This is a genomic window from Bradyrhizobium sp. KBS0727 (genome assembly GCF_005937885.2).
GTDB lineage: Bacteria > Pseudomonadota > Alphaproteobacteria > Rhizobiales > Xanthobacteraceae > Bradyrhizobium.
In genome coordinates this window covers 3,845,795-3,862,829 of sequence record NZ_CP042176.1, presented here as the reverse complement: position 1 = coordinate 3,862,829, position 17,035 = coordinate 3,845,795, and the positions used below count along the sequence as shown (strand labels likewise).

General features: G+C 61.0%; 15 protein-coding genes and 1 tRNA gene. 5 read left to right on the top strand and 11 right to left on the bottom strand.

The annotated features are described in order from the left end of the window. Nucleotides 1-98: 98 nt before the first annotated feature. From FFI89_RS17850 to FFI89_RS17830, 5 genes are all read left to right on the top strand, one after another. Nucleotides 99-188 (top strand) — tRNA-Ser (locus FFI89_RS17850). A gap of 162 nt (nt 189-350) precedes the next feature. Continuing rightward, nucleotides 351-665, top strand: a complete 315-nt coding sequence (locus FFI89_RS17845) for an Arm DNA-binding domain-containing protein (RefSeq protein ID WP_138838773.1) — start codon at nt 351-353, stop codon at nt 663-665. Between the two features lie 354 nt (nt 666-1,019). After that, the gene (locus FFI89_RS17840; RefSeq protein ID WP_144642451.1) at nt 1,020-1,643 is read left to right on the top strand and encodes a tyrosine-type recombinase/integrase; all 624 of its coding nucleotides are present in this window, start codon (nt 1,020-1,022) and stop codon (nt 1,641-1,643) included. 293 nt (nt 1,644-1,936) lie between these two features. Continuing rightward, the gene (locus tag FFI89_RS17835; protein ID WP_138830078.1) at nt 1,937-3,220 is read left to right on the top strand and encodes a cystathionine gamma-synthase family protein; all 1,284 of its coding nucleotides are present in this window, start codon (nt 1,937-1,939) and stop codon (nt 3,218-3,220) included. 260 nt (nt 3,221-3,480) lie between these two features. Then, nucleotides 3,481-4,389, top strand: coding sequence for a LysM peptidoglycan-binding domain-containing protein (locus FFI89_RS17830; RefSeq protein ID WP_138830079.1), 909 nt, complete (start codon nt 3,481-3,483; stop codon nt 4,387-4,389). A 444-nt stretch (nt 4,390-4,833) separates the two neighbouring features. On the opposite strand, the gene FFI89_RS17825 is transcribed toward FFI89_RS17830, so the two are convergent. From FFI89_RS17825 to FFI89_RS17775, 11 genes are all read right to left on the bottom strand, one after another. Next, nucleotides 4,834-5,607, bottom strand: coding sequence for an enoyl-CoA hydratase-related protein (locus FFI89_RS17825; protein ID WP_138838765.1), 774 nt, complete (start codon nt 5,605-5,607; stop codon nt 4,834-4,836). Further along, nucleotides 5,600-6,250 (bottom strand): TetR/AcrR family transcriptional regulator, encoded by a 651-nt coding sequence (locus FFI89_RS17820; protein WP_138838763.1) that lies wholly within the window; start codon nt 6,248-6,250, stop codon nt 5,600-5,602. Before FFI89_RS17820 ends, FFI89_RS17825 begins: the two co-directional genes overlap by 8 nt. A 25-nt stretch (nt 6,251-6,275) precedes the next feature. Continuing rightward, a complete protein-coding gene (locus FFI89_RS17815) occupies nt 6,276-6,980 on the bottom strand; it encodes an SDR family NAD(P)-dependent oxidoreductase (protein ID WP_138838761.1) in 705 nt (234 codons plus the stop codon). Nucleotides 6,981-7,124: 144 nt separating this feature from the next. Then, complete coding sequence (locus FFI89_RS17810; protein WP_138838759.1) at nt 7,125-7,952, bottom strand: enoyl-CoA hydratase-related protein; 828 nt, start codon at nt 7,950-7,952, stop codon at nt 7,125-7,127. A gap of 49 nt (nt 7,953-8,001) precedes the next feature. Beyond that, nucleotides 8,002-9,828 carry an AMP-binding protein gene (locus FFI89_RS17805; RefSeq protein WP_138838757.1) on the bottom strand — a complete coding sequence of 609 codons (1,827 nt, stop codon included), beginning with the start codon at nt 9,826-9,828 and terminating at the stop codon, nt 8,002-8,004. 49 nt (nt 9,829-9,877) lie between these two features. After that, the gene (locus FFI89_RS17800) at nt 9,878-11,047 is read right to left on the bottom strand and encodes an iron-containing alcohol dehydrogenase (RefSeq protein WP_138838755.1); all 1,170 of its coding nucleotides are present in this window, start codon (nt 11,045-11,047) and stop codon (nt 9,878-9,880) included. Nucleotides 11,048-11,124: 77 nt separating this feature from the next. Beyond that, the gene (locus tag FFI89_RS17795; protein ID WP_138838753.1) at nt 11,125-12,330 is read right to left on the bottom strand and encodes an ABC transporter substrate-binding protein; all 1,206 of its coding nucleotides are present in this window, start codon (nt 12,328-12,330) and stop codon (nt 11,125-11,127) included. Between the two features lie 77 nt (nt 12,331-12,407). Continuing rightward, nucleotides 12,408-13,415 (bottom strand): nitronate monooxygenase family protein, encoded by a 1,008-nt coding sequence (locus FFI89_RS17790; protein ID WP_138838751.1) that lies wholly within the window; start codon nt 13,413-13,415, stop codon nt 12,408-12,410. A gap of 21 nt (nt 13,416-13,436) precedes the next feature. Next, complete coding sequence (locus tag FFI89_RS17785; protein WP_138838749.1) at nt 13,437-14,624, bottom strand: acetyl-CoA C-acyltransferase; 1,188 nt, start codon at nt 14,622-14,624, stop codon at nt 13,437-13,439. Nucleotides 14,625-14,638: 14 nt separating this feature from the next. After that, on the bottom strand, nt 14,639-15,769 hold the full coding sequence (locus FFI89_RS17780; protein ID WP_138838747.1) for an acyl-CoA dehydrogenase family protein: 1,131 nt from the start codon (nt 15,767-15,769) through the stop codon (nt 14,639-14,641). A gap of 82 nt (nt 15,770-15,851) precedes the next feature. Then, on the bottom strand, nt 15,852-17,033 hold the full coding sequence (locus FFI89_RS17775) for an acyl-CoA dehydrogenase family protein (protein ID WP_138838745.1): 1,182 nt from the start codon (nt 17,031-17,033) through the stop codon (nt 15,852-15,854). Nucleotides 17,034-17,035: the final 2 nt, after the last annotated feature.

Here is a 17,035-nt window from a genome sequence, read left to right as displayed (position 1 = left end):
CGATCGTTCCCAGGATTGGCCCCTAGATTGCCCCAAAACGACTTGTTCACAGACCGTTCTTGATCTCCCGCCCCCTAAGTGCTTGATGTCGCTGCAACGGAAGGGTGGCCGAGTGGTTTAAGGCACCGGTCTTGAAAACCGGCGTGCCTGCAAGGGTACCGTGGGTTCGAATCCCACCCCTTCCGCCAGTATACTGTCCTCCCTTGTTCGCCATTGTTCGAAATCCACAGTAATTTCAGTGCTTTGAGTTAGAACGCTGTACTTGGATGTTCTCCAGTGTTCTCCCTAATCAAAGCGTCGACCGTGGTTTTCCACCGTGAGTTTGGCGGACGCTTTTCGGAGGAACAGCGATGGCTGGAAAACTTACGCCTTTGGAAGTCGCTCGCCAGATCACGCCGGGGAAATATCCAGACGGCGACGGCCTTTACCTCGTCGTCGCCAGTGCAACGGCTCGAAACCGGTCATATCGCTACTGGTTCGCTGGCAAGGAACGTTGGCACGGCTTGGGCCCGTTGAAGGACGTCTCGCTACGCGACGCCCGGATCAAGCGAGACGCTGCCCGCCAGGAGGTCCGCGCTGGCATTGACATCGTTCAGGTCAAACGGATCGAGCGGGAGGCGAAAGCCGCCGAAGCACGCTCCGGCTGCCGACCGTATTGCTCATAAACGACTGACGTTTTCTAATCTTGATGGTCGAGACCGTGGAGCGGGCCTCGGCCATCTTAGCATGAGCGGTGATCACCAATCCTCCCTACCCGCTCTTCGATATCATTGAAAACATTCAACATTGACCTCGGTGCTCGGCCGAGCGGTTGTGAACCTACGGTCGAAAGCCACGAAGCGGTATGCTTTTTGGCTATCTTCAATATTATTTTTGAAGGCACAATTTGGTGGAAGACCGCTTTGCGCCAGAAGTGGTCGGTCGCGAATTCTTTTTGGGGAGAGCCAGACTGCTCAGTCGTCATAAATAATACGCTCGCGATAGAGCGACGCGGAGGGCGGGGTGGCGGAGGAGCCCCCATGCTTGTACGTCCTGTCGGCAGAGACCAACGACCTTGGAATAAGGGATTGCTCATCGGCCAGAAAAAACCTCTCGAACCGAAGCACGTCTGGTCCATTCGCGTTCGCCTGGAAATCTCACGATCGTGGCGCGACCTTGTCATCTTTAACTTGGCGATCGACAGCAAGCTTCGCGCCTGCGACCTGGTCAAACTTCGATTAAACGACATTTGTTCAGGAGCAAAGGTGCGGCACCGAGCAACGATCGTGCAAAAGAAGACAGGTCGACCAGTCCAGTTCGAGATCACGGAGCAGTCGAGGAGCTCCGTTGAAGCCTGGTTACCGATGCTCGGGACCACTGGCTCCCGATATCTCTTCCCAAGTCGACTTCATGCAAGACCCCACATATCCACTCGCCAATATGCCCGGCTGGTGCATCGCTGGGTTGAAAGCATCGGCTTAGAGTCGACCTTTTATGGCACGCACTCGATCCGGCGCACGAAGGCTGCCCAGATCTATCGTAAGACTGGCAACCTGCGCGCTGTGCAACTCCTCCTGGGCCATTCGAAGCTGGAGAGCACCGTCCGATATCTCGGGATCGAGGTGGATGACGCTCTAAATATCGCCGAGCAGATCGAGCTCTGATCGTCGACGACCGGCGTCATGCCGGTGATCGCTTACGCGCCAGGAGCGGACCAGGCGCTCCTGCCGCTCCCACGTGACAATGTGATCTCCCAGGACAGAAGCCAGCAGCCCAGATGAGCGCTGCGAAATCAGCCTCGGGCGCGGTGAAATCAGTTCCGGATGTTGCTACGCTGATACTGGCAACGTTGACTGGAGCCGTTGGATGCCGTCGCATCCACCGTTCCTGACCGCATCGTCATTGCGGAAGACCCCAACGCAGGGCAACGTTCCGAATCAAGACAGCGAGGCAGGCCATGGTGAAACCGTTTCCGTCGAAGACCCACATCGGCAACCACATGCTGCATCCCGAAACGCTCATGCTGAACTACGGCTACGATCCGCAACTGTCGGAAGGAGCCGCCAAACCACCGGTCTTTCTGACCTCGACCTTCGTCTTCAGGACCGCCGAAGACGGACAGGACTTCTTCGATTTCGTCTCGGGTCGGCGCGAGCCTCCCGAGGGGATGAGTGCGGGCCTGGTTTATTCGCGGTTCAATCATCCCAACAGCGAGATCGTCGAGGACAGGCTCTCTGTCTACGAGCGCACCGAGAAATGCGCGCTGTTCTCGTCCGGCATGGCGGCGATTGCGACCACGATTCTCGCGTTCGCCCGCCCTAGCGACGTCATTCTGCACTCTCAACCGCTCTATGGCGGGACGGAAACTCTGCTTGCGAAGACGCTTGCGGGCCTCTCCATCGGCGCCGTGGGCTTTGCCGACGGCATCGACGAATCTGCCGTAAGGCTGGCGGCGGAGGATGCCATGCGAAAGGGCCGGGTGGTGGTGATCTTCATCGAAACCCCCGCAACTCCGACCAACGGCCTGGTCGATATCGCGATGGTCCGCCGCGTCGCCGAGATGATCGGCCAGGCTCAGGGGCACACGCCGATCGTCGCCTGCGACAATACGCTGCTGGGGCCAGTGTTTCAGCGGCCGATCGAACACGGCGCGGATCTTTCGTTGTACTCGCTAACCAAATATATCGGCGGTCATTCCGACCTGATCGCGGGCGCTGCGCTCGGCTCAAGAGCCCTCATGAAAGACATCAAAGCGTTGCGAGGCGCCATCGGCACCCAACTGGACCCCCATTCCTGCTGGATGATCAGCCGGTCGCTCGAAACACTGAGCATCCGCATGGAAAAAGCTGACAGAAACGCGCGGCTCGTGGCGGATTACCTGCGCGACCACACCAAGGTCGCGAAGGTCCATTATCTTGCTCACCACGAAGAGGCCTCCCCCGCCGGCCGTCTGTTTGCGAGGCAATGCACCGGCGCGGGCTCCACGTTCTCGTTCAACATTGTCGGAGGCCAAGCCGCCGCATTCAAATTCTTGAACGCGCTGCAACTCTTCAAGCTGGCGGTGAGCCTGGGCGGCACCGAGTCGCTTGCCAGCCTGCCCGCAAGCATGACCCACTCCGGCGTTCCGGCTGACATCCGCCAAAAGATAGGCGTTCTCGACTCCACGATCCGGCTGTCGATCGGCATCGAACACCCGTCCGATCTGATCGCGGACATCGCGCAGGCTTTGAACGAGGCATAGCTGCACTCCTTGCGTGAGAGCCAGCGCAAGAACCGACAACGGCCTTTGACAGCAGACGCACGGGTCTGCCTTGCGCCACCGGCAGACGTCAAGCTTCTGCACAGGTCGCGAGGGCTCACACGGTCTATCTATCCGCGTTTCTCCACGATGTGCATTGGTCAGCAGAACTGACCGATAGAATATCCGGTTGGTCGGACTTGATGAGTGGAAAAAATCAGCGCAGGGTCAGCCGGTGACGATCTGGCTGAGGATCGCGTAAAATGACGGCCACATCGATGAGCCGAACAGTTGTGCCGTCTCTCGCGCTTGTTGCAGCATGTGGTGCAGCACTTGTCTTCGGCATCACGCACATACGGCGCGAGCCGCCGGTTGAAACGGGCGCCGCAACCGCGGCGCCAACGGTTTCGTCACCTGCATCGAGCGCTCGAGATGAGAGTTCGGCGGCGCTCGCAACAGCGCAAGCTGACGCAAACGCCGTGGCAGCTGAACTTGCCGTTTCGCCACCCCCGCCGGTCACCGACGGGTCTGTGCCCGTTTTCGACATCGCCCGCATTGAGCGAACGGGCGACGCAGTCATCGCTGGCAGGGCAGCGCCAGGCGCGATTGTGGAACTGTTGCGAAACGGCGAGCGCCTTGATGGAGCGACAGCAGATCAATCTGGACAATTCGTTATGGTCCCTCCCCGCCTGCCGCTTGGGGATTACGAGCTGAGGTTGAGGTCCAGATTGCCCGACGGCACGATGGCAACATCCAAACAAGGCGTCGTGGTCGACGTGAACCGATCGCGCGCTGACGTGCCGTTCAATGTTCCAGAGACGGCGGCGACAAATCGATTATCCCTGGATCGCGCCACTAGGTCGTCTCAAGCGCGCCTGCTCTCCCAGCCTCCTCTGCATATTGCGAAGCGGCAGGACGTTGCTGTTTCAGAGCTGCCGCGCGCAACTGCTGCCGCCCGTCTGTCAGATGGAGGCTCATCGTCCCCCGTGGTCGGGCCCAAGATTGCGACCACGGTCGTATCTCGTGGCGACAGCCTGTGGCGCATCAGCCATGTCACCTACGGCGTGGGCACGCGATACGCGGTCATTTACAAAGCGAACCGAGACCGGATCCGAGATCCAAATCGTATATATCCCGGCCAGATCTTTGTCCTTCCCTTGAAAGCGCGCTGAAACGCGGCAATCCGATGTCGCAACGCGGGCCCACCGCCCTAACACAGTGCACGCAAAGACCGGTTCTGGCACTCCGCACACCGGCGAACGTCGGCTTTGCGCCGATATTGTTGCAGAAGTCTATTTGGGGTGGCGAACAAAAATTCTTAGAGCCACTGAGGCGTTTTACCCGCCGCGGCGTGAGGGACCATATCGTTTCATCCAGAATCGATCACGGGTCTCAGTAGTGGCGCTGAAAAACGATGCAGCAGCAGAGAAGTCCGAAGATCAGCTCTTGCGAGATTTTTGCGGTCATTCGATTTTCGACTTTTGCAACAAAATCCGCCAAAAGCGGCCATCCAATAACCGACAAACCTCCGATTACTTGCTTTCAGTCAGCCGCCGCAAAACCTGGATGGATCAACGTATGCATGGCCCCCTTGCTTGCAATCAGAGGAATGCGATCTATCCCGCAAACTTCGAAAAGTCAGGCTTGCGGCGCTCGGCAAACGCCGCGAATGCCTCGCGGGCTTCGCTAGTCTGTAGACGCTCGCGAAACAACGCGCCTTCCCGGCTGATTTGAGCGGCGATCTTGTCCATGTCGCGCATTAACGCCTTGGTGTGGTTCAGTGAGCCGGCCGGCCGCTGGGTCAGGGCTTCGGCCGCGGCCCGGGCCTTCGCGCGCAGATCGGCGACCGGCACCACGGCGTTGGCCAGACCGCAGGCCAACGCACTGGCGGCGTCGAGCGGTTCTCCCAGCGCAAACATCGCATAGGCACGGACGTACCCGATCCGCGCCGGCATCAGCCAGCTCGATGCGGCTTCCGGAACCAGCGCCAGGTTGACGAACGGCGTCATCAGCTTTGCGGTGTCGGCCAGGAATACCAAATCGCAATGGAGTAGCATCGTGGTGCCGACACCCACCGCGTTGCCTTGCACAGCGGCGACGAGCGGACGGGTGGCCTTGCCGAGATTGCTGACGAACCGATGCGCCTGCGGCTCGCCAGTGTCCTTGCCATTGGCCTGGGCGCTGAAATCGGCAACATCATTTCCGGCCGTAAAACTGTCGCCGTCGCCCTGGAACAGGACCACACGGATAGCCGGATCCTTCTCCGCGCGCTCCAGCCCATCCGACAGCGCGCTATACATGGCGTTACTCAGGGCATTCTTCTTGTCGGCACGGGCCAGCGTCAATGTCATGATGCCAGCGTCGATCTCGGTTTTCACATGTTCAGTCATGATCGCTCGTCTCCTTACGGGTTTTGTTCGGTCGTCGAACATTCGATGCCGTCGGTGATTTTCGTCTCGCGGATCTGCCGCTCAGGGCCCGGCGGCCGGCGCCAAGAATCTCGTCCGATAGCCTGTCGTTGCCGGCCGCACGCGCGAGGGCGATCGAGCCCATCATGGTTGCAAGCGCGGCGGTCGCGATCTGGCGCGCCTGCTTCGGTGGTTCTCCCGGGAAGAACCCGGCGACCACGTCGATCATTTCGTCGAGCTTCCGCGCAAATATGCGCCGCGCCTGCTTGCTTGAACGGGCGATGTCGGCTCCGAGCGCCGGCAGCACGCAACCCTGTGCGCGATCATCCCGATGCTTCGGGGTCAGATAAGCCTCAACGAAGACCTCAAACCGTTGCTCGACCGGCATTGCTTTCGTAAGGCTCATCCATTGAGCGACCGTTCGGTCCATCGCCAGGGTAAATGCGTCGATGACCAACGCTTCGCGTGATTCAAAATGAGAATAGAAGCCGCCATGCGTGAGACCCGCGAGCTTCATCAAGTCGGCCACGCTCATGCCCTCGGCACCGCTTTGCCGAAGCGCACGGGAAGCATTTTCGACGATCCGGTTCCGGGTCTGCAGGCCGTGGCCTTTCACGTAGCGCATGGCGGGCTCTCACATATGCTCATGCTCACCATTTTTCCCCGAATGGGCGAATCTCGCTGAGGAAGGACCATGCCGAGCGGTCCTGCTTGTAGAGATGCCACAGTTCGTCGGCGATTGCGGACGGCTTGATAAAGAACTCGTCCGGCGCGGCTGGCAGACGTTCGCGCATTCGCGGCACATCGATCACCGCGTCGATAAGGACGTAGGCGACGTGGATACCGCGTGGCCCGAGATCACGCGCGATCGATTCCGAAAGAATGCGCTGGGCTGCCTTGGTCGGGGCAAAGCCGGCAAAATTCGCCTTGCCTCGAATGGCGGATGTGTTGCCGGTGACGAGGATGGCGCCGTTGCCTGCCTTGATCATGTCCGGCGCCACCTCGCGCGCCAGATACAACAGTCCCATCACGTTCACCTGGAAATTCCGATCGAGCATTTTCGGCTCGATCTCAAGAAATGTTCCCCACCCGCCTCCCACCGCGTTGTGGATGAGGACACTCGGGGAGCCGTATGATTTGCGGATGCCGGCAACGACTTCCGCGACCTGGCTCTCGCTGGAGACATCGCAGATCATCGCGTGGGTATCGGGGAGTTCCTGTTCCAGCGCGCGGATGCGATCCGGCGAGCGCGCCAGCGCAATGACACGAAATCCCTCTGCGGCGAAGCGCCGAACAATCGCGGAGCCGGTGCCCGGACCGACGCCTGTGACTATGGCAATCGGCTTGTCAGGCATCGGCGCCTCCAAAAGACTTGCATCGCCGTGACAGGGTTTTCAACAGCATTGGGCACCGAACGCTCGGTCTTGAATTCATTATGTTAGATGACATTCATAATATAACACAATCAAATTCGGCGTGAGCTAACGGGCCAGACGGCTCTAATGGCCTGCGAACGCAGGCTTGCGCTTGTCGATGAAGGCGCGCACCGCCTCCTTGTGATCGGCCGTGCGCGACGACCGCACCATGTTTTCCGCTTCCTGATCCATTGAATCCAGAAAATCCGACTTCAGGGCGTGGTCGAGGTTGTCCTTGATGTGGGCCAGCGCGATCGACGGCCCCTCGGCCAGCGATTTCGCGAGCGCAAAGGCGGCCTCGCGAAGCTCGGTATCGGGCACCACGCGATTGACGAGACCGAGTGTCTCGCAGCGGCGGGCATCGATCCTTTCCGACAGGAACATCAGTTCCCTCGCGCGCGAGGTTCCGACCAACCGGGTCAGTAACCACGCGACACCGTAATCGCCCGTCAACCCGATGCGGGCGTATCCGGTGGACATGATCGCGGATTCGCCGACAACGCGAATATCGCAGGCAAGCGCGAGCGCCATCCCCGCGCCCGCCGCGGGACCTGGAAGTGCTGCAATCGTCGGTTTCCTCACCGCTACCAGCGCGCCGGTCAAGGTGCGCTGCTTGGTCCGCAAGTCGGCGACGCGTTCTTCGAACGGCATTTCGGCTTTGTTGGAATTGCCACCCATGCCCTTGACATCGCCGCCGGCGCAAAAGGCATTGCCGGCACCCGTGATCAGCAGCGCACCGACGGCAGGGTCATCGCCGCATCGCTTGATCATCCGTCGCAGGGCCGGCGTCAGATGGTCGGAGAGCGCGTTGCGCGCCTCGGGGCGGTTGAGCGTGATGACCGCGACGCGGTCGCGGATTTCGCACAACAACTCGCCGGTTCCGGTGTCGATTTCGATCCGATCGTTTGCCATCTCAACCGCTCCTGTTTCGACTGCCGAAGCCGGGATATCTCGTTGTCTCCTAAATGACCACCACCTGGCCACACGGCTCGGACGAATAGACAAGTTCCATCTGCGCCGCCCGATTGATCAGGACGGCGCGTTGATTGACGTAGGCTTTGTCCGTGATCTCGCCGGCCGCCAGCGAAGGCGGCTCTTCGAGCAGCGTCAGGGCGCAGATGCGCTCGCTGCTTCCGACACCGGCATTGTAAAGCCGAAGGCTCTGCTGGAGAACTGCGATCACGCCCGGGTCGCAGTTGAGATTGCCATCGGGATTGGCAGCGTGCTTCCTGGCCATGACTGGATTTAGCCAGCCCAGCACGGCGCATGAGTGACGATTTTCGCCGGCAATGACGATGTCCTGCAAGACGCCGTGCGTGGCCGCCAGCAGTGCGGCTCGCAGACTGCCGACGGCCACCCATGTCCCGTTGGCGAGCTTGAAATTTTCGGAAACCCGGCCGGTGAAGCGAAGTCCGCGACCTGGGTTGGCAGGATCGATAAAGGATATGGTGTCGCCGACCCGATAGAAACCCTCATCGTCAAACGCCGCCAACGTCAGATCCGGCCGGCCGAGGTAACCTGGCGTCACATTCGGGCCACGCACGCGGGCCTCATAAGTGTCGCCGGCGGGGATGAGCTTCAATTCCACCCCCGGAGCCGGAAGTCCCAACTCGCCCGGCGTGTCGGTCGCCCAGTGCGTGGTGCTGATCGTGGGAGCCGTTTCGGTGGCACCGTACCCGGACATCACCGGAATCGGCCTGCCTGTTTCGGCCTTCGCCAACTGATAGAGCTTGTCGAGCGTGGTCCGCGATATCGCCGCGCCGGCGTAACTCATCCGGTCGAGTTGCCGGAAAAAACTGGTCCGCAAATCCGGATCGGTTTCGAGGGCTTCGCACAGCAGCGTGTATCCCGCCGGCACGTTGAACATGGCGGTCGGCGATACGTCCTTCAGATTGGCAATCGTCTTGTGAAACAATTGCGGGACCGGACGCCCCTCGTCGATATAGAGCGTGCCGCCATGTTTCAGAATGCCGTTCAGGATGACGTTGCTTCCCATCGTGTGATGCCACGGAAGCCACTCGACCTGCACCGGTGCCTCGCGGGGCGATACCAGCAACGCACCCATCTGCAGCGAACTTGCCATCATTTTGTGCGTGTTGATCACACCCTTCGGCAGCCCCGTCGAACCCGAGGTGAACAGGATTTTTGCGGCGGCCTCCTTGTCGATCGAACGAACGGCCTGCTCGAACTCCGCGCCGGGGGTCGTCGAGTAGAGCGACTGGATTGAAACGGTTCCGGGCTTTTGATCGGCCGCAATCCAGATCGCGGACGCAAGCTCCGGAATCTTGCGTGCGCCCGAAAAGACCTCACTGTCCTGCACGAAGGCGAGAGAAGGCTGCAGCAGCGTTGCGATATCCTGCAGGCGAGCCAGTCCGCCTGGCATCAGTGAATAGTTCGGTGATATCGAAGCGGCGACGACCCCGACCGACATCGCCGCGAACATCACGATCGCATGCTCGATCGAATTGCCGGAGAGGATCGCCAATCTGTCGCCGCGCCTGGCGCCGAGATCGATCATGGCCTGCCCGACCGATTGCACGCGTTGCCATAGTTCGGCGTAGGTGATCTCCTGCCACTCGCCGTCGCGGCCGCGCTGGGCAAGGAATACCCGTTGCGGCGCCCTCTCCGCCCATTCCGGAATGAAATCCAGGATCGACCATTGCGGGTCCTCGAACGCGATCGGGGACCGCAGGACGAGCGTCCCGTCGGGGCGTTTCTCGATCCGGATTTCACGTGGCGCGAATTTGGGGCCTTCAGAGAGGGCATCTGGAGATTGGTGAAGGGTCATGCGGCCGTTGCTCCTGTCTGACGATCGATGCTTCGCGCTGAATGCGCCTCTATGCAGCAAGCCTGAGAATCTCGACGATATCTTCCGGACCCTTGATGGTCCTCGGGTTCGCTCGGGCGAATACCGACAGCATCGCGTTGCGGCCGATCAGTTCAAACTTGTCCTTGGTCACGCCGACCTCCGAAAGATGGCCGGGCAGTTCCAGTCGACCGATGAACCGGGCGAAGGTATCGCTGGCCCTGGCGTCCGGCGCGCGCCATGCCTCGGCGATTCGCTTTTGCGCTTCGTCCGTTACCGGTTGATTGTATTTCAGCACGCTCGGCATCATGACGGCTGTACAAAGATAGTGCGGAACATCGCAAGTACCGCCCAGCACGTGTCCGATCGCATGGCTTGCGCCCATCGGAACGCGGCATTGCAAGCCGAAGGCGGACATCCAGGAGCCAAGCTGGCAAAATTGCCGGGCTTCCAGATCGTCCGGGTTTTCCTTCGTGGCCAACAGGCCATCATGCAGGTACCGCAGACCTCGCAGGCACACACTTTCCACCAGCGGGTTGCCTCCCGGCGAGCAAATTGCTTCGATCCCGTGGTCCATCGCGCGCGTCCCGGATCCGAGCCACAGCGTCTGCGGGGTATGCCGCGTGATCTGGGGATCCAGGATGATCGACAGCGGCATCATCATGGGATGACTGAATATCTGCTTCAGCTTCCTGCGCGAGTCCGTCACCAGCGTTCCGGAGTTATACTCTCCACCCGACAGCGTGCTGGGGATCGCGATCATCCTTATCTTCGGCACGCGAAATGGTCCGGGCCGCGGCCCCTCCGGCGTCGAGACCAACTCGAATCCATCGAGGCCGGATTCGTCGGTGATATTGTGTTCAAGGCACATCAGGACGATCTTGGCCGCATCGACGACGGATCCGCCTCCCACGGCGACGATCAAATCCGCTTTCGCCGCGGCAGCCGCCGCCGTCGCCGTAACGGCCGACGCACGCGTCGTATGCTGCGGAACGCCGTCAAAGGTACCGGCATATCTGCCGCCGAGCGCGCTGCGGATCTTCTCGATCTCGTCGGTCTGCGTGTTCAGCGTTTTGCTGACGATGAGGAACACGCGCTTGGCATCGCGCCGCTCGGCCTCCTCGCGCAAGGCCTGGCCCGCAGGCTTTCCGAAGATCACTTGGTCCATCGGCGGATATTGATGAAACCCGACTTTAGTCATGCTGCTTCTCCATTCATGCCATTAATCCGCGAGATGGGGGCTCGGCCGTGCTTCACGGCTCCCCATCCTCTCCTGCATCACTCGGAGCTTGCGTCCAAAATCCCGCCGAACGGTTCCCAGATGCTGCCGCTCCAGCGCTGCAACTGCATCTGGCTCCAGATCATGTTGCTGGTTTCGCTGGTGTTCACTTCGATTCCCGGAAAGGCGGTGGGAAGCACGACGTGACTGAGCGATTTGGCCTGCTTGACGATGTTCTTTCGGGAAAGGTCGTCGCCGCACTGCCGGAGTACCGCTTCAAGGATCATGCCCTGCATGTAACCGGTGAGATAACTGGTGTTCTCGAAATCCGCGCCCGGCAGGTACTTGGCAAAGAACGCCTTGTAAGCCTGGATGCCTTCGTCGCCGCTCCACTTCGCATCGGTGGGATCCTTGTTGATGGTTCCGACGATGACGCCGGTGGAATTCTCAAGGCCGGCCGGCTTCAACGTGCCGCCGATCGAACCCGACGGAAAGTTGACGATGACCTTGGCTTTCCAGCCGATCTCGGCAACCTTGCGGATTGCCTGCGCGGCGAATTTCGGTGTCCCGGCGATGAACAGCGCCTCCGCACCCGAGCTCTTGAGGTTGACGACCTGGGAGTCCACGGTCGGCTCGGTCACCTCATAGGCCGCGGTGACGACACGCTTGTCGAACTCTCCCTTCAGGAACGATTTGAAGGCGCTGACGTAGTCCTTGCCGAGATCGTCGTTTTGAAAAAGAATCGCATATTTTGCGCCGGGCAAGGCCTTGTCGAGGAATTTGGCGTAAATTCTTCCTTCGGTCTGGTAGCTGACGAGACCGGTCGTGGTCAGCGGATAATCTGCGATCTCGGTGAATTTGCTGGAGCCACTGACGATCGCGATCGAGGGAACGCCTTTACCCTTGAGATATTTCGCCGTCGCCGAATTGCCGGGTGTGCCGAGTTGTCCGAAGATGAACGATACCTCGTCGCTTTCGACCAGCTTGCGGGCGTGCTCTACCGCTTTCGGCGGACTATAGGCATCGTCCATCGCGATGTAGTTGATCTTGCGGCCGTTGATGCCGCCGCCATCGTTGATCAACTGCACATAGGCCACCACGCCCTTGCCAACCAGGCCGATCGACGACGCCGGACCGCTGAACGGGAATATCCCGCCGATCTTGATCTCCGTCGCGGTGACGCCGGGTTCGTCGGCGGCCAGAGCTGACGACGCGAGCAGCGATGCGGCCACAGATGCGGCCGCGAAACCCAGTCTGATACTCATGTCTCTCTCCCTTTGCGCCGGTTCGAGCCGTGCGCTTTGCTTCTCAGGCCGTCAGGTTCGGATGGTCACGGCTCACGTCATGCGACCTTCATCGCCTTTGCCGGTTCAACGCCGTCGAGGAACCCGACCAGACGTTGGCGGATGATCTGCTCGGCATCGGCCATGATGCGATCGATCAGTTCCTTCACCGTCGGGATGTCGTGGATCAGCCCGACCACCATGCCGCAGCTCCAGGCGCCGGCATCCATTTCGCCGTCGAGCATCACCTTCGGATACACGCCCGCGACCTGCTCGTGGATATCAGCGATCTTCAGGCTGGCGCCCTTCTCGCGCTCGATCTCGAGGAGGTGATCGACGCCCTTGTTCTTCAGCACGCGCTCGGTGTTGCGCAGGGCGCGCATCACCAGCGCGGTGTCGAGCTCGCTGGCCTCGACCAGCGCCTTCTTCACATTGGGATGAACAGGTGCTTCCTTGGTGGCGATGAAGCGCGTGCCCATGTTCATGCCGGCGGCACCCATGGACAGCGCGGCGACCAGGCTGCGGGCATCCGCCATGCCGCCCGAGGCGACGAACGGGATCTTCAGTTCATCCGCGGCACGCGGCAACAGGATCATGTTCGGAATGTCGTCCTCGCCGGGATGGCCACCGCACTCGAAGCCATCGACGCTGACGGCGTCGCAGCCGATCTTCTCGGCTTTCAGCGAGTGCCGCACCGAGGTGCATTTGTGGATCACCTTGATGCCGGCCGCTTTCAATGCCGGCATGTATTGCTCGGGACTGCGGCCGGCGGTTTCGACCGCCTTGACGCCACCTTCCCTGGTCGCGGCGATATATTCCGGATAGGGCGGCGCGGTGAAGCTCGGCAGGAAGGTCAGGTTCACGCCGAACGGCTTGTCGGTCATGTCTCGGCAGCGGGCGATTTCCTTGGCGAGCAGTTCCGGCGTCTTCTGGGTCAGGCCGGTGATGATGCCAAGACCGCCGGCATTCGACACCGCTGCGGCCATTTCGGCAAAGCCGACATAGTGCATGCCGCCCTGGATGATCGGATGCTGGATGCCGAACAGTTCAGTGATTGCTGTCTTCACGTGAAAACTCCATTTTTCCGATCAGTGGACGATTTCGAACAGGCCCGCTGCGCCCATGCCGCCGCCGATGCACATGGTCACCACGCCGTATTTCGCCTTGCGCCGCCGGCCCTCGATCAGGAGGTGGCCGGTCAGCCGCGATCCCGTCATGCCATAGGGGTGCCCGATCGCGATCGAGCCGCCATTGACGTTGAGCTTTTCCGGGTCGATGCCGAGCTTGTCGCGGCAATAGATCACCTGCACCGCATAGGCCTCGTTCAGCTCCCAGAGATCGATGTCGTCGATCTTCAGGCCGTGCCGCTTCAAGAGCCGCGGGATCGCGACCACCGGGCCGACCCCCATCTCATCCGGCTCGACGCCAGCGGCGACGAAGCCGCGGAAGATGCCGAGCGGCTTCAGGCCCTTTTGCGCTGCGATCTTGTCGCTCATGATCACGCAGGCCGAGGCGCCGTCGGAGAGCTGGCTGGCGTTGCCGGCGCTGATGGTCTTGCCCTCGAACACCGGCTTGATCTTCGCAAGACCTTCGGCCGTCGTGTCGGGGCGCGGGCCTTCATCCTTGGTCAGCGTCACCTGCTGATAGGTAATCTCCTTGGTGTCCTTGTTGACGACGGCCATTTTGGTCGTGAACGGCACGATCTCGTCATTGAAACGGCCACCCTGCAGCGCCGCACCGACACGGCGCTGGCATTCGAGCGAGTACTCGTCCTGCCGATCGCGGCCGATGTTGTAGCGCGAGGCGACGACCTCGGCGGTCTCCAGCATCGACATGTACATTTCCGGCTTCATCGCCATCAACTCGTCGTCGACGGCATGGAAGCGGTTCATGTGCTCGTTCTGCACCAGGCTAATCGACTCGATGCCACCACCGATCACGATCTCAACGCCATCATGAATCACCGAACGCGCGGCGACCGCAATCGCCTGCAGGCCGGAGGCGCACTGCCGGTCGATGGTGGTGCCGGCGACCGTCACCGGCAGGCCGGCGCGGATCGCGCCCTTGCGCGCGACGTTCATCACCATGGTGCCCTGCTGCATGGCGCAGCCCATCACCACGTCCTCGACCTCGCCGAGAGCGATGCCGGCGCGCTTCACGGCTTCGGCGATCACATGGCCGGCCAGGGTCGGGCCTTCGGTGTTGTTGAGTGCGCCGCGATAGGCCTTGCCGACGCCGGTGCGGGCGGTGGAAACGATAACTGCTCCTGTGGTCATGCTTGCCTCTCTGCTTAGGCGGCCGCATCGAGCTGCGCGTAGCGCAACACATGGAACGCGGGATCGCCGAACTGGATGTTGATGGAAGAAATCCGCTTGAAGTAATGGCCGACATTCAGTTCGTCGGTCATGCCCATGCCGCCATGCAACTGAACCGCCTGGTCGGCAACGAACCTGCCGGCATAACCGATCTTCGACTTGGCACCGGAAGCGAGCCGCGAGATATCGGTCTCGCCGGCGTTCAGGCTGAGACTGAGGTGCTGCATCAGCGAAAGCGCTTCCTGGTGCGCGATGAACATGTCGACCATCCGGTGCTGCAACACCTGAAAGGAGCCGATCGTCGCGCCGAACTGTTTTCGGGTCTTGGCGTATTCCAGCGTCGCCGAGTTCAGTTCGGCCATCGCGCCGACCGCTTCCGCACAGAGCGCGCCGATTACGCGGTCACGACCGGCTTCCAGCGCGGCCACGCCCTCGCCTTCGCTGCCGAGCAATTGTCCCCTGACGTCGCGCAGGCCGATCTCGGCGGCGCGGCGGCCGTCGATGGTCTTGAAGCTCTGCAGGTCGAGATTGGCGGCACGGCGATCGACCACGAACAGGCTGACGCCGCCGCGATCGTGGTGATGGCCGGAGGTGCGGGCGGAGACGATCAGATAGTCCGCCCAGGGTGCGGCGATGACGACGGTCTTTTCGCCGCTCAGCACAAAATCTTTGCCGTCGCGGCGCGCCGTGGTCGCAACATTGGCGAGGTCGAAACGCGCGCCCTTTTCGGTCCAGGCCAGCGCCCAGGTCTTCTCGCCGGCGATGATGCCGGGGATGAGGCCCTGTTTCTGTTCGCTGGAGCCGAGCCGTTCGATCAGGCCACCCGCGAGCACGACCGTTTCGACAAATGGCTCGACCACCAGATGACGGCCGAACTCCTGCATGATGATCATGGTCGATAGCGGTCCGCCGCCAAGCCCGCCGGCGTCTTCGGAGAACGGCGCAGCAAGCAGGCCGAGTTCGGCGATCGCCTGCCATCGCTGGCGGCTCCAGCCTTCTTCGCTCGCGACGATCTTGCGGCGCGCGTTGAAGTCATACTGGTCGCGCAACAGGCGCTGGACGCTGGATCGCAGCAGTTCCTGCTCTTCCGTGAACTGGATATCCATCCGATTCCCCTGTTTGCCGGTCTATCTTTTGTTCGAGCATGACCTTTTCGGAAAACCGGTACCCGCTTTTCCGGATCGTGCTCTAGAGGCCGAGTACCGCCTTGGCGATGATGTTGCGTTGGATCTCGTTCGATCCGCCGTAGATGCTGAGCTTGCGCGAGTTCAGGTATTTTTCCGACGCGGTGTGGCCGTAGTCCGGTCCCGGCATGAAGTGATTGGCGCTGACCGGATGCTCGCGGATCGCCAGGCCGTAATTGCCGATCGCGCGATGGGTCAGTTCGGTGATGTTCTGGAAGATTTCGGTGCCACGGATCTTGAACAGCGATGCCGCCGGCCCTGGATCGATACCGCGTGCCATCTGCGCCACGACGCGCAGCTCGGTCGCCTCCAGCGCCAACACGTCGAGTTCGACGCGGGCGATTTCTTTGACGAATTCGAGATGCGCGGGGTCGTCGACCGGAATCTCAGCCTTCACGATCTTCTTCAGTCTGTCGATGTAGCGGGTCGAACGGCCAATGCCGGCCATGCTGGTACGTTCGTTGCCGAGCAGGAATTTCGCGTAGGTCCAGCCCTTGTTCTCCTCACCGATCAGGTTCGCGACGGGAACCCGGACATCTTCCAGGAACACGTCATTGACCTCGTGCGAGCCGTCGATGGTGATGATCGGGCGCACGGTGACGCCCGGCGACTTCATGTCGATCAGGAGGAACGAAATACCGGATTGCGGTTTTGCAGTCGGATCGGTCCGGACCAGACAAAAGATCCAGTCGGCGTGCTGCGCCAGCGTGGTCCAGGTCTTGTGACCGTTGACGATATAGTGGTCGCCGTCACGCACCGCCTTGGTGCGGACGGTGGCGAGGTCGGAGCCCGATCCCGGCTCGGAATAGCCCTGGCACCACCAGTCCTCGCCCGACAATATGCGGGGCAGAAACTTCTTTTTCTGCGCCTCATTGCCAAAGGTGTAGATGACGGGTCCGACCATGGTGACGCTAAAGGCCAATGGCGGCATCGTGCCGGCGCGCGTCGTCTCCTGTTCGAAGATGAAACGCCTGGTTATCGGCCAGCCGGGTCCGCCATATTCCTTCGGCCAGAGCGGAGCGATCCAGCCCTTCCTGTGCAGGATGCGATGCCACAGCAGCATCTGCTCCTTGCTCAAATCGGTCTCTGGATTGGCAACCCGCATCTCCGCCGGATAATTGTCCGCGATGAAGGCACGGACCTCGTCGCGGAACGCGGCATCTTCAGGCGAAAGCGCGAGCTCCATCG

Bases quoted from the DNA above. Each gene is read 5' to 3' on its own strand.
- FFI89_RS17820 (WP_138838763.1), bottom strand. From the start codon at position 6,250: ATGCGCTACGTGAAAGGCCACGGCCTGCAGACCCGGAACCGGATCGTC.
- FFI89_RS17845 (WP_138838773.1), top strand. From the start codon at position 351: ATGGCTGGAAAACTTACGCCTTTGGAAGTCGCTCGCCAGATCACGCCG.
- FFI89_RS17815 (WP_138838761.1), bottom strand. From the start codon at position 6,980: ATGCCTGACAAGCCGATTGCCATAGTCACAGGCGTCGGTCCGGGCACC.
- FFI89_RS17775 (WP_138838745.1), bottom strand. From the start codon at position 17,033: ATGGAGCTCGCGCTTTCGCCTGAAGATGCCGCGTTCCGCGACGAGGTC.
- FFI89_RS17785 (WP_138838749.1), bottom strand. From the start codon at position 14,624: ATGACCACAGGAGCAGTTATCGTTTCCACCGCCCGCACCGGCGTCGGC.
- FFI89_RS17795 (WP_138838753.1), bottom strand. From the start codon at position 12,330: ATGAGTATCAGACTGGGTTTCGCGGCCGCATCTGTGGCCGCATCGCTG.
- FFI89_RS17825 (WP_138838765.1), bottom strand. From the start codon at position 5,607: ATGACTGAACATGTGAAAACCGAGATCGACGCTGGCATCATGACATTG.
- FFI89_RS17780 (WP_138838747.1), bottom strand. From the start codon at position 15,769: ATGGATATCCAGTTCACGGAAGAGCAGGAACTGCTGCGATCCAGCGTC.
- FFI89_RS17805 (WP_138838757.1), bottom strand. From the start codon at position 9,828: ATGACCCTTCACCAATCTCCAGATGCCCTCTCTGAAGGCCCCAAATTC.
- FFI89_RS17810 (WP_138838759.1), bottom strand. From the start codon at position 7,952: ATGGCAAACGATCGGATCGAAATCGACACCGGAACCGGCGAGTTGTTG.
- FFI89_RS17835 (WP_138830078.1), top strand. From the start codon at position 1,937: ATGGTGAAACCGTTTCCGTCGAAGACCCACATCGGCAACCACATGCTG.
- FFI89_RS17800 (WP_138838755.1), bottom strand. From the start codon at position 11,047: ATGACTAAAGTCGGGTTTCATCAATATCCGCCGATGGACCAAGTGATC.
- FFI89_RS17830 (WP_138830079.1), top strand. From the start codon at position 3,481: ATGACGGCCACATCGATGAGCCGAACAGTTGTGCCGTCTCTCGCGCTT.
- FFI89_RS17840 (WP_144642451.1), top strand. From the start codon at position 1,020: ATGCTTGTACGTCCTGTCGGCAGAGACCAACGACCTTGGAATAAGGGA.